Annotated in this window: 8 protein-coding genes; 1 reads left to right on the forward strand and 7 read right to left on the reverse strand. The window is 67.5% G+C overall.

The window, feature by feature from the left end:
- The 6 genes from QMK34_RS37925 to QMK34_RS37950 form a co-directional block, all read right to left on the reverse strand.
- The coding region (locus tag QMK34_RS37925) for a transposase (protein ID WP_326419625.1) at positions 1–124 on the reverse strand (124 nt) is incomplete at its 3' end.
- Positions 125–178: 54 nt separating this feature from the next.
- Positions 179–370 carry a hypothetical protein gene (locus QMK34_RS37930; RefSeq protein ID WP_326419599.1) on the reverse strand — a complete coding sequence of 64 codons (192 nt, stop codon included), beginning with the start codon at positions 368–370 and terminating at the stop codon, positions 179–181.
- A 130-nt stretch (positions 371–500) separates the two neighbouring features.
- Positions 501–2,174 (reverse strand): FG-GAP repeat domain-containing protein, encoded by a 1,674-nt coding sequence (locus QMK34_RS37935; RefSeq protein ID WP_326419600.1) that lies wholly within the window; start codon positions 2,172–2,174, stop codon positions 501–503.
- A 50-nt stretch (positions 2,175–2,224) separates the two neighbouring features.
- The gene (locus QMK34_RS37940) at positions 2,225–3,820 is read right to left on the reverse strand and encodes a C40 family peptidase (RefSeq protein WP_326419601.1); all 1,596 of its coding nucleotides are present in this window, start codon (positions 3,818–3,820) and stop codon (positions 2,225–2,227) included.
- Between the two features lie 15 nt (positions 3,821–3,835).
- On the reverse strand, positions 3,836–4,306 hold the full coding sequence (locus tag QMK34_RS37945) for a hypothetical protein (protein ID WP_326419602.1): 471 nt from the start codon (positions 4,304–4,306) through the stop codon (positions 3,836–3,838).
- 66 nt (positions 4,307–4,372) lie between these two features.
- Positions 4,373–7,447, reverse strand: a complete 3,075-nt coding sequence (locus tag QMK34_RS37950) for an AfsR/SARP family transcriptional regulator (RefSeq protein ID WP_326419603.1) — start codon at positions 7,445–7,447, stop codon at positions 4,373–4,375.
- A gap of 297 nt (positions 7,448–7,744) precedes the next feature.
- Here QMK34_RS37950 and QMK34_RS37955 point away from each other — a divergent pair, with 297 nt between their 5' ends.
- Positions 7,745–8,113, forward strand: a complete 369-nt coding sequence (locus QMK34_RS37955; protein WP_326419604.1) for a peptidase inhibitor family I36 protein — start codon at positions 7,745–7,747, stop codon at positions 8,111–8,113.
- A gap of 128 nt (positions 8,114–8,241) precedes the next feature.
- Here the strand turns inward: QMK34_RS37955 and QMK34_RS37960 are convergent, their stop codons facing one another.
- Entirely contained in the window at positions 8,242–12,135 is a 3,894-nt protein-coding gene (locus tag QMK34_RS37960) for an nSTAND1 domain-containing NTPase (protein ID WP_326419605.1), read from the reverse strand.
- Positions 12,136–12,173 lie beyond the last annotated feature (38 nt).

Consider the following 12,173-nt stretch of genomic DNA (forward strand, 5'->3'; position numbering starts at 1 on the left):
GGTCGATTCCCAACTCACGGGCAACCTCGGCGATCGTGCGGGCGGTGTCGATCACGCGATGCGCCGCCTCGACCTTGTACTCGGCCGTGTACGACCGACGCTTCCGGGAAGACATAACGGACATCCTTCCAGCGGGGCTGAGCCCTGCTAAATCGGTGTCCACTCTCCGGGGGGAACCTCACACCCCGCACGCGAGGTCGAGCAGCGCGTGCGAGCGCTCAATCCGCTGCTCGACGTCGAAATCGTGGCGCGCACGACCCACGCCCTCTCGCTGCAACGGCCCGGGCTGGTGACAGCGCGGATCCTGGAAGCCGCTCACGTGACCGGTCAGCACTCGGCGCGCGGAGAGAGGGAGAGTTTGTGCAGACATGATTGCTTCGATGCTGGGCAGTCAACAAACGGGCAAACGTCGACTGGGACGGCGGCTTGTCAAGGGCAAACCCATCTCATCGGAGAGTCGCCGGGCGGGCAGCGGCCCGTCCGGCGATTCGTGAATCCGGTCAGAAGATGCGGGTGTTGCCTGCCGTGGTCCAGCCCCAGCCGACTTCGGCCCCGTACCCGAAGAGTTCGTTGTTCTTGAACACGCCAGAGCTCCGGAAAGCCTTCAGCGTGCCGTTCGCCAGGTTGGACATGATGTCGTCCTTCCCGTCGCCGTCGTAGTCCGCGACGAGGATGCGCGGAGCGGCGTTGGCGTCCCAGCCCCATCCGGCGTCGACGCCGTAGCCGAACTGTGCGCTGTCCATCGAGCCGCTGCCCGTGAACGCCTTGAGCGCACCTCCGGTGTTCTGCGAGATGAGGTCGTCCTTCCCATCTCCATTGAAGTCACCGACCACGACGCGTGGCAGGTTTCCCGTGGTCCAGCCCCAGCCGACTTCCGCTCCGTAGCCGAAGAGTTCGTTGTTCTTGAACACACCGGAGCTCGGGAACGCCTTCAGAATACCGCTGGCACCACCGGAGATCAGGTCGTCTTTGCCGTCGCCGTTGAAGTCGCCGACGAGGATGCGCGGTGCGGTGTTAGGATCCCAGCCCCAGCCGACATCGACGCCGTAGCCGAACTGTGCGGCGTCCATGGAACCACTGGAGGTGAAAGCCCTGAGCGAACCGTCGGTACGTTGCGCGATCAGGTCGTCCTTATGGTCGCCGTTAAAGTCGCCGACAATTATGCGTGGGGTCGACGCCGTGGTCCAGTCCCAGCCGACTTCGGCGCCGTAGCCGAAGAGTTCGTTGTTCTTGAACACGCCAGAGCTCGGGAACGCCTTGAGAGTGCCGTTTGCGCTGTTCGCGATCAGGTCCGTCTTGCCGTCGCCGTTGAAGTCGCCGACGAGAACACGAGGTGCCGTCCCGGCGTCCCAGCCCCAACCCACGTCAACGCCGTAGCCGAACTGGGAAGCGTCCATCGCGCCACTGCCAGTGAACGCCTTGAGCGCGCCGCCGGCGTCCTGCGAGATGATGTCCGCCTTGCCGTCGCCGTTGTAGTCTCCGGAGTACACGACGTTTCCGCTGGCCGTCACCCCGCCACCGTTCCACAAGGCACTGACAACCTTCCCAGCGTCGGCGGCCTCCACGCCGTAGCGATAGCGATACTGTGCGGCGGGTCGTTGCACGTCCGCCGCCACATCACCGATGGCCGCGGTGTTCCAGGAATTGTTCGGATACATCGACTGCATCACGTTGAGGAAGAGATTGGTGGCAGTCACCGCGCTGGTGCGGGCCTCGAAACTGCCCCAGCTCGCACGCTGCTGATAGAGTCCCACCGAATCGAGGTCCCCGCTGGAAACGTTGCGGATACTGGATTCCACGATGACGGTCGCGATCGCGATGGCGGCCGCCTTCTCGTTGAAACCGCGCGCCTTCACCGCCTGCACGATCATCCTGGCGCAGGAGAGGTTGTAGGCGTTCAGATGCCCGCGCATCTTGTTCTGCAATGACCCGTTGAGCTGGCCTGCGATCGCGGTGTCGTCGGACACGGTGCCGCTCGGGTCGCAAGGCAGGTCGGCCATCGCGGCGGACACCTGGTCCGGCCAGATCTCGTGCGGGTCGACGGGCTGGGCCGCCCCCGCCGCTGACGCGACGCCGGGCAAGCCGCCCAGAAGCAGGAAAAATGCGACACAGACCAGGGTGAAACGAGTTCTTCGAGCACTCAGGTGCGGCTTCACGAAGGCGTTTTCAGACATGGTGGTCTCCCATCAGGAATCCTTGGAAAGTTGGGGAAGGTAGAAAAGGATCAGAAGATGCGGGGGCTGCTGGCGGGGGTCCAGCCCCAGCCGACCTCGGCGCCGTACCCGAAGAGCTCGTTGTTCTTGAACACACCGGAGCTGGGGAACGCCTTCAGGACACCGTTGGCGCCACCGGAAACGAGGTCGTCTTTGCCGTCACCGTTGTAATCCCCGACGAGGATGCGGGGCGCGGTGCCGGTGTCCCAGCCCCAACCGGCGTCGACGCCGTAGCCGAACTGTGCGCTGTCCATGGAACCGCTGCCCGTGAACGCCTTGAGCGCACCTCCGGTGTTCTGCGAGATGAGGTCGTCCTTCCCGTCACCATTGAAGTCGCCGACCATGACGCGCGGCAGGCTCGCGGTGGTCCAGCCCCAGCCGACTTCCGCTCCGTAACCGAAGAGTTCGTTGTTCTTGAACACACCGGAGCTGGGGAACGCCTTCATGGTGCCGTTCGCCAGGTTGGAAATGAGGTCGTCTTTACCGTCGCTGTTGAAGTCGCCGACGAGGATGCGCGGAGCGGTGTTGGGATCCCAGCCCCAGCCGACATCGACCCCGTAGCCGAACTGTGCGGCGTCCATGGAACCACTGGAGGTGAAAGCCCTAAGCGAGCCATCGGCACGTTGCGCGATCAGGTCGTCCTTGCCGTCGCCATTGAAGTCACCCACGATGATGCGTGGGGTCGACGCGGTCGTCCAGTCCCAGCCGACTTCCGCTCCGTAACCGAAGAGTTCGTTGTTCTTGAACACGCCAGAGCTCGGGAACGCCTTGAGAGTGCCGTTTGCGCTGTTCGCGATCAAGTCTTCCTTGCCGTCGCCGTTGAAGTCGCCTTTGAGTACGCGGGGTGCCTTGCCGGAGTCCCAGCCCCAGCCGACGTCGACGCCATAGCCGAACTGGGAAGCGTCCATCGCGCCACTGCCGGTGAACGCCTTCAACGCGCCGCTGGCGTCCTGCGAGATGATGTCCGCCTTGCCGTCCGCGTTGTAGTCACCGGCGTAGATCACCCCGGCGGAGTCGGCGGGCTGGGTGACGATGTTGTTGTATCGGTACGGCGGGTACTGCGCGGCCGTGTTGTTCCAGAGGTACTCGTGGTAAATGGCCTTCGGCGGAGTCTGTTCATAGACCCAGTACCGTGATTTCACGGTGTCGAGCCAGCCGCCGAACAGCCGCGCATGGCCCATCTCGCTGGTATTCGGGTTGACCCAGAGCAGAATGTCGCCGGGCAGCAGTTCGTCCTTCTCGATCCGGTGGCTGATCTGCGGCAGGGAGGAGGTTATCCAGCTCTGCGTGGCCTGCCAGGCGAACGAGACGAACCCTGAGCAGTCGGCGCGGTAGCCGTCCACTTTGTTGGTATTGGAGTACGGAACGCCGCGGTCGACCCAGGTCTTGGCGCGGGCCATCACGTCCGCGCGGGCCACCGGGCCGCCGGCCATGGCATGCATGCCTTCCAGCGGCGTCGGTTCTGACGCTTCGTGCGACTGGTGGTCGTCGGGGGGAGCGGCGTTGGCGGTGGTACCGAACATGCCCAGCAGGATCGACACAACGGTGATCAGCAGGACGAGAACGGTGAGCCGTCTTCGCGGACTGGGCTCGATTCCGGCAGTCATCACAATTTGTTCCTCTCAAAGAGAAAAGCATGGATTTCGGTATGGGTGGTAATGCTCGGGTGACCGTTCATAGGGGTAGGGGATACGGCGGTGCACGGTGCCGACACCGGTCGCGTGCTCATAAGCCCAATAGGTACGGAAATCAGGGCCGTCCCACCGGGCGAACAGGGTCGCGTGCCGGTCCCGGAAGCCGCCGATCGCGGCGATCACCGCGTCACCGGCACGTAATTCGGTTTTGTCCAGGCGGACGGCCAGCCGGGTGAGGTCGACGGTGTTCGGCCCGCCGCGGGCATCGGCCGGCCGGCCCGGTAGCCCCCAGGCCATCGATACGTAGCCCGAGCAGTCAGTGCGGTAACTGCCGAATTCGTTGTCATGGAATCCTTCGGCGTCGTAGCCGACGGAATCGGCAAGCCAGCTTTGCGCCCGGATGAGGATTTCCGCCCGGCTGGCCGGCGGTGGCCGTGAAGTGGTTCCGGTCTCCTTCACCACTCAAGATTCGCAGCCGGTCCTGTATCCGGGCTGTACTCGCCGTGCCGGCCGGCGGCGAATCCTTCAGAATTCCTGTAGCCGATCTACAGTCGGGCCGCCGACGACCTCGGTGAGCCACTCCGAGGGGTTGGTGGCGGCGAGTTCATGCTGTTCACGGCTGCCCAGCGCGCGGTACACGGCAAGGGCTTCCGTCCAGTGCGCGTCGGCTGTGTGAGGATCGGTGCCGCAGAGCGCGGCGGCGAGGTCGCGTCGGGTCCTGGCGACCCACAGTGGCAGCCCGAGCGTCTGCCATTGCCGTAGCGCATCGCCGAGAATGACGGCGGCGTCGGCCGTCGCGCCCGCGGCCAGGTGATGCTCGCCGAGCGTTCGGGCGATGAGCGCGAGCCCGAAACGGTCCTTGTTTCGCGCGCACACCGCTCGGCTGTGCTCCAGCATCGCTGCGACTCGGCCCGTGTCGCGAAGCCGGATCAACGCCTTCGCCTCGGATTGCACCGCGTACGCCGCGCCGAGCTCATCGCCGATCCGGTCGAGGATCCGGGCCGAACGGACGCTGAGGTCCAGCGCTTCGGCGACGTCGCCCTGCGCACGATAGGCGAGCCCGAGCCCACGCAGGGCGATCGCTTCGCCCCGTGGGTCAGCTAGCTGCCGGTAGAGCTCGACGCAGCGTTTTGTCGCGTCGAGCGCTTCCACGAGGTCTCCCTGGTCGCGGCAGATCGCACCAAGGCCGTAGCTGGCGGAGGCCAGCACGGTCGGTTCGGCCAGCCGGTCGGCGATCGTCGCGGCGGCTTCCAGCGTCGCCCGGGCCTCGGCGAACTCACCGCGGTCACGCTGGACTGTGCCGATGGTGACCTCGGCGACCGCGAGGGTCACGTCGTCGCCCACTGCCTGTGCCTGCCGGACGGCTTCGGCGGAGAAAGTCATCGCCGCATCGAATTCGTCACCCTCGTAGTGCAACTGGCCCACCGCCGCCAGGATCATGGCTTCGGCATGATGGTCGTGTGCGCCCCGTGCGGCGGCCAGCGCGACATCCAGCGCACGTGCCCAGCCGTCGAACTCTTTGCGGGCCGAGAAGGCCGAAGACAGCACAGCGACAGCGAGCCGGGTACTGAGGTCGCCCGCCCCCAGCTCGTGGGCACGTTCCACGGTGCGCACCAGTGCGGCGGTCTCCGCCTCCAGCCAGGGGAGCGGATGCGTCTCGATCTCCTCGATCAGGCTCGTCTCGATCCGGCGGGCCGGCAGGTGCATCGGACGGGGGGCGAGGGTGACCCTTGGCAGTTTGGCCTCACCCGCCCGCACCAGGCCGATCCACGTGGAGACCACCCGGCCGAGTGCCTCGAGTACCTGCTCGCGCGGGAGCCTGCCGTGTGCCTGCTCGGCACCGAACAGCCGGACGAGATCGTGGAACCGGTATCGCACCCGGCCGATCGAGTCGACCCCCGCGACGTCAGCGAACCGCAGGTCGACCAGCCGCTCAACGATCTCGTCGGCCTCGTCGAGCGAGACGTCGAGCAACGGCGCCGCGATCCACGCGCCGAAGTCGGGGAAATCGCACAACGACAGCAGGTGATAGGCGCGTTCGGCCAGCTCACCCAGCTCGTCGCAATTCAGGCTCAGGCTGGCGCGGATGGTCAGATCGCCCGCCGTCAGCTCGTCCAGCCGCCGCCGTTCGTCGGCTAGCCTGGCCACGAGCGACCGCAGCGGCCAGTGCGGCCGCGCGAGCAGTTTCGCCCCCGCGACACGAATGGCCAGCGGGATCCCGCCGCACAGCTCGGCGATCCGTGCCGCGCCTTCGGGGTCCTCGCCGATCCGCTCCCGGCCGACGATGCGGCTCAGCATGTCGACCGACTGCTCCGGCGCGAACAGCGTCAGTTCGATCTGCTCGGCGCCGGCCAGCCCGGTGAGCCGCGCCCGGCTGGTGATCAGCACCAGGCATTCGGGCGTGCCCGGGAGCAGGGCCCGGATCTGCGCTTCGCTGCGGGCGTTGTCCAGCACGATGAGGATCCGTCTGCCCGCTGCCTTCATCCGGAACATCTCGGCCCGGTGATCGAAACCCTCGGGGATGTCGAGGCCGGTTACCCCCAAGGCCCGCAGGAACCGGGACAACACCTCGGCGGTCGTGGTGCCAGCGGCGTCCCCGCCCAGGTCGGCGAACAAGGTGCCGTCCACGTAGCGCGATCGGAGCCGGTGCGCCGCGTGGACGCCCAGCGCGGACTTGCCGGTCCCGCCGAAACCCGACAGCACCACGGTCGGCGTCGCCGTGCCGCCCCGGGCGGCGGCGGTGATGATCCGGGCGAGCTGTGTCTCGCGTCCGGTGAAGTCCGCGATGTCCGGCGGCAGCTGGTTCGGCGTGGCCACCACGGGCTCCGGTTCGGCGGCGGCGACCGCCGTGGGCTTTGGTTCCGGTGCGGTCGCGCGGGCCGGCCCGTCGAGGATCCGCGCGTGCAGTTCTTGCAGCTGCCCGCTGGGCTCGACACCGAGCTCGTCGACGAGGTACCGGCGGCAATCACGGAACACCGCGAGCGCCTCTCCTTGCCTGCCCGCCGCGGCCAACCCCAGCATCAACGCCGAGCGAAGCTCCTCCCGCTCCGGGTGTTCGGCCGTGAGGCCGACCAGCCGCGGGATGGCGTCGGCGTGCCTGCCCAAGCCGACGAGCGCGCGGGCAAGCCCTTCCTCGGCCGCGAGCCGAGCCTCCTCGAGCGCGTGTTCCCGCAGCCGAGCGACCGGCGCGTCCAGGCCGCCGAACACCGGGCCGCGCCAGAGCGAGAGCGCTGTCCGGTATAACCGCGCGGCATCACCATGACCGGAGTTTCGCGCCGTGGCCACGGTCGCGGTGAACGTCTCGAGGTCGTTGTCTTCGGGCGCCACGTCCAGGAGGTAACCCGGTGAGCGGGTCACCAGCAGCGGCGGCCCGCCCAGCGGGACGAGACAACGCCGCAGCGTCGAGACGTAGGTGTGCACCAGGGCCGGTGCGGAGCGGGGAGGCTTCTCCCAGAGCGCCGTCACCAGGCTCGTGAGCGGTACGACACGACGGGGTTGCAGCAGCAGTGCCAGCAGCAGCGCCTGTCGCTTTGCTCCGCCCAGCTCAAGTGCGGACTGATCGACCCTGGCCTCCACCGGACCCAATGCGAAAAACCGCATGGCCCACCTCCCCCTCGCGAACTGCGCGGCTAGCGCGCTCTGGCAAGTCTTGCCGGGAAGTCGTTGTGCGACATCGGGCGCGTGTCATCGCACAACAGAGTCCGCACAACCCGCACCGAACCGGAGTCTGCGCTTCAGGACGCCGGGTTCCAGGTCTGGCCGGGTTGCGGACGTCGGGTGAACGGTTGTGCAGAGGTTGTTGTGCGGTCAGCGCAAGCCGACGCCTGTCAAGATCCGGCCTGATAGACCTGGGTTGCAGGCGGTTCTGCCTGCAACCCGTCTACGGAAGGCAAGTGCATGAGGATCTCCACGCGAACCACCATCGCGGCAGCCCTGACGTCTGCGATCGCCGCGACGACCTTGTTCGCGGCCACCACCGCCAGCGCAACTGAAACGGGGTTTGACCGGTGCCCCGCGAACCACATGTGCGCGTTCGACCTGCCGGAGGGAAACGGCGCCATGGTCAGCTTCGTGAGTGGGTCTCCTGACCTGCGGACACTGGGGTTCAACGATCGAGCGACCAGCGGCGCCAATTACACCGGAGATCCGTTCTGCTGGTACGAGGGCTACAACTACACCGGGCAGAGCTACCGATCGGGCCCGGGCTCCACGGGTTACTTCGTGTACAACGACTTTTTCAGTTCCGTCAGGCGAGGGCCGTGCTGATCGAATCAGCTGGCTGTTTTCCGGATCGGCGGCCGAAGATGCCGATGACGATAGGCCGCCGATCCGGTCCGGTGCTGCCGCAGATTCCAGCGACCTCAGGTTCGGCCCTGGATTGGCAATCACCGATTTCACTGCCGTAGATTCCCCGTTGGCGAAGTCGGGCATGGCGGCTGGTACGGCAGCTCGGGGAAGTAGCTCGCCCAGTCCGTGGTGGTGAGCGGCGGACTCGAGGTGGCGCAGATCCGTGTGGCGATCCGTTCCAGGTCGGGGTCCCAAGTACGGGTGGTGCCGTCGTTCGAGGTCGAGACGAGGGTGTGTCCGTCGGCGAGGAAAGCCAGTCCGTTGAGGGCGTTGGTGTGGCCGTTGAAGAGCGCGTGCGGCACCGGGGCGGGCGGGTTGGTCGTGTCCCATAGCCGGATGGTGTTGTCTGCGCTGCCGCTGGCGAGCCATCGGCCGTCGGAGCTGTATGCGAGGCGGTAGACCTTGTCGGTGTGGCCGGTCAAGGTGGCCGTCGCCCGGAGGTGCCGGGGATCGGTCACGTCCCAGATGCGGATGGTGCCATCGCCGCTGGCACTGGCCAGGGTGCGTCCGTCAGGATTGAACGCGAGGTCGGCGACGTACTGCTGATGGCCCGGCGCCGTGGACAGCAACCGGGGTTGTCGTTCGTCGGTGATATCCCACAGTTTGACGGTGGGGATGTCGTCCATGCCGTCGGTGGCGAGCGTGTGCCCGTCAGGTGAGAACTCCACAGTGATGCTGCCGCTGAGCGGCGGAAGTGAGGCGAGGCGGACAGGGTTTCGGGGGGTGGTGATGTCCCACAGGTGGGTGCGGATGCCGTCGGCGATCGCCATGCGGGTGCCGTCGTGGTTGAAGGCGATCCAAGCGACGGTGATTCCGCCTTTGCCCGCGGGCGACGACATCAGCCGGGGATTGCGCGGGTCGGTGATGTCCCAGAGTTCGGTGGCGCCGTTGTAGCGCGTGGCGGCGGCTATCTGCCCGTTCGGGGTGAGGGCGACCGAGGAGATCGCTTCGGCACGTTCGCCGAACTCGGCGAGCGCCACGGGGTGCTGGGGATCGTGGGTGTCCCACAGGTGGATGGTCCCGTTCGCATTGCCGACCGCGGTGAGTGGCTGTTCCTTGGCTGCGGTGACGGCCGTCGGCGTGCCGGTCAACGCACGGAAGGCGAGTGCGGGCAGATTGTGCACTTGGACGACCTTGTCGTCGCCGGCAGTGGCTAGGGTGCTGCCGTCGGCGCTGAACAGCACCCCGGAGACCACGTTGGTGTGGCCGCCTAGTTTCAGCAGTTGCTGCGGGTGTTTGGGGTCGGCGATATTCCACAAATGAGTAGCGGGCTCGCCACCGGCTACGGCGACAGCGACAGTACGACCGTCCGAGCTGAAGGCCACGGTGGCCATGCCCTCCGCGGTAGTGGGCATCTCGCCGAGTGACACGAGTGGGCCGCCGTCCCGGACAGACCACAGGCGAGCCGACAGGGCATCACCAGAGATAAGGAGACGACCGTCCGGGCTGAAGCCCAATGAGCCAAGCGTCCCGGACGCGCTGGCGCCCTGGACGGCACTGACATGGTGGACATCGGTGACGTTCCAAAGCCTGATGACCGCGTCGTCACCGCCGAAGGCCAGCGTGTGGCCGTTCGGCGCGAACGTGACGGCGTTGATGTTCTGGTTTACCGGAGGCACGGGCAGGTCGGTCGGGTGGGCGGGGTCCGTGATGTCCCACAGTTGCACGGTGCCGGGGGATTCCCGGTGGTCGGGGCGGTACTTGTTCGAGGTGGCGATCGCCGCGGTGCGGTTGTCGGTGCTGATCGCGAGGCTCGAGACGGCGTTGCCCGTCTGTCGGGTCGCTCGTTGCACGGGGTGGCCGGGGTCGTCCAGGTTCCAGAGCGCGATTTCGCCTGCCATGGTTCCGGTGGCCATGGTGCGCCCGTCGGTGGTGAGGGCGACGGCCGAGGCCGGGTACTTCGACAGCGGGATTGTCGCGAACTCCTGGGGGCCTGTCTGATTGCCGAGATCCCACAGCCGGACCGTGGTGTCGGTGCCGGCGGTGGCCAGGAGCTTACCGTCGTGGCTGGCGGCCATGGCGGTGACTTGGCCGGTGTGCCCGATCAGCCTGGCCGGGGCCGGGGTGGCGTAGCTGGTGAACAGTGCTTCGCGCAGGTTCGGCTGTGGTGAGAGCCGGTAGGCGGCGAGCTGCAGCTGCAGTGCGAGCGCGGGGTTGGTCTCCCTGATGGCCTGGCTTTGGCTCAGCACCTTCTGTGCGAGCGCGAGGTCGCGTTGCTCTGTCGCGGTGGCACCGGTCTTCGCAGCATAGATCGTGGCCGCGCCGGCGACCACCACCAGCACGGTGAGTACCGCGACGAGCTGCCGCAGCCGCCGGGTGCGGCGCCGCTCGACGAGTTGTTGGGAGTCCTGCGCGGCGATGCTGCGGTCCAGGAACTCCTGTTCGAGCGGGGTGAGTTCGACGGGGTCGCGGTCACGCCAGAGCTGGGCACGCGAGAGCCGGGCGCCGCGGTAGAGCGCACCGGGGTCGTGGTCGTGTTCCACCCAGCTCAAGGTGGCTTCGGTCAGCTCCCGGTGGCTGCGCAGGCCTTCGCGGTCGGTGCTGAGCCAGCCGCGCAGCCGGGGCCAGGTGCGGATCAGGGCCTCGTGGCTGATCTCGACCGTGCCGTGGTCCAGCACGAGCAGCCGGGCGATGGCCAGCCGCTCCAGCACGGCGTCCAGGTCGGGATCGGCGACCCCGAGCTCGTCGCGACGCAGGCGGCGTTTTGTGTCCTCGGTGTCGTCGCGCAGCGCGATCAGGCGCAGCAGCACGCTGCGCGCGAGGTGCTGCTGCCGTGTTGTCAGGCTGAGGTAGACAGTTTCGGCTGTCTGGGTCAGTGCGTGTTCGATACCGCCTGCGGCGTGGTAACCCTCCACCGTCAACCTGGTTCCGCGCCGGCGGCGCCAAGTCTCCAACAGTGCGTGGGACAACAGGGGCAGCGCGCCGGGCTCACCGGAGGCGTCGGCGACCAACTCGGCCAGCAGCGCGGTCTCGACCAGACAACCGGCGCCCACGGCGGGCCGGGCGATCACCAGCCGCAGCTCGGCGGTGCTCATCGGCCCCACGACCAGCTGAGCGGTCTGCATGACCTTGGCCAGTGCCGGGTTCTCGCAGCAGCGGGCGTAGAAGTCCGCGCGCACCCCGAGCACCACACGAAGGCGGCTGGTGGCGCTGGACGTCGCGGCGATCAGGGCGGCGACGAACCGCTCACCTTCGGTCGTGCCGGCGAGGGTGAAGACCTCTTCGAACTGGTCGACCACCAGCAGGACGTCCTCGTCCTGGTCGCGTTCGGCCAGGATCCGGCGGGTCACGTGGTGCAGTCCGAGGTCCTCGGCCTCGATCTCGGCCTGCATCGCGCCGACCGGGCCGCCGCTGAGCGCGGCCAGCCGCACCGCGCATTCCTCAACCGGATGGGCGCCGGGCGTCAGGACGACAACGGCGGCCAAGTGCCCGGCCGTCACCTGTTCCCGGGCGTGGGCTACCAAACCGGCACGCAGCAGCGATGACTTGCCGGCACCGGACGAACCCACCACGGCGACGAGCCGGGCCCGCTCGACCAGTCCCGTCAGCTCCGTGGCCAGCTGGTCGCGCCCGTAAAACCGGTCGGCGTCCTCCGGCTGGAAGACCTGAAGCCCTTGGTAGGGCGCTGGTTGTTCATCCTGCGTTTCGTCCGGCCGCGGCGCTGCGATGTGTGCGGCGATCTCGGCGGCGACCGAGTGCCAGCGATCCCGCCATACAGCCGGGTCGTCGCCGCAGGCGTCCACGAACGCGAGGGTCACCGCCAGGCTCGGCAGCACCTCGCCGCGGGTGGCTTGGGCCAGGGTCGACGCGGAGAAGTGTGCCCGCGCCGCCAACGTCCGGTACCCGGGCCTGCCGGCGTTCTCACGCAGTTTGCGCAGCTCGAACGCGAACTGCGACAACGGCCCGTCCTGCGGATCGAGTGGTTTTTCCGGACGCGGCACAACCGCCCCTTCCGTTCAGGCCCCTCCCCAGGGCCGTA

Origin of the sequence: Amycolatopsis sp. H20-H5 (assembly GCF_035828755.1) — a bacterium.
GTDB lineage: Bacteria > Actinomycetota > Actinomycetes > Mycobacteriales > Pseudonocardiaceae > Amycolatopsis.

What these genes read in the sequence shown, in the direction of transcription:
- QMK34_RS37930 (WP_326419599.1), bottom strand. Translation starts at nt 370, where the DNA reads ATGTCTGCACAAACTCTCCCTCTCTCCGCGCGCCGAGTGCTGACCGGT.
- QMK34_RS37935 (WP_326419600.1), bottom strand. Translation starts at nt 2,174, where the DNA reads ATGTCTGAAAACGCCTTCGTGAAGCCGCACCTGAGTGCTCGAAGAACT.
- QMK34_RS37940 (WP_326419601.1), bottom strand. Translation starts at nt 3,820, where the DNA reads ATGACTGCCGGAATCGAGCCCAGTCCGCGAAGACGGCTCACCGTTCTC.
- QMK34_RS37950 (WP_326419603.1), bottom strand. Translation starts at nt 7,447, where the DNA reads ATGCGGTTTTTCGCATTGGGTCCGGTGGAGGCCAGGGTCGATCAGTCC.
- QMK34_RS37955 (WP_326419604.1), top strand. Translation starts at nt 7,745, where the DNA reads ATGAGGATCTCCACGCGAACCACCATCGCGGCAGCCCTGACGTCTGCG.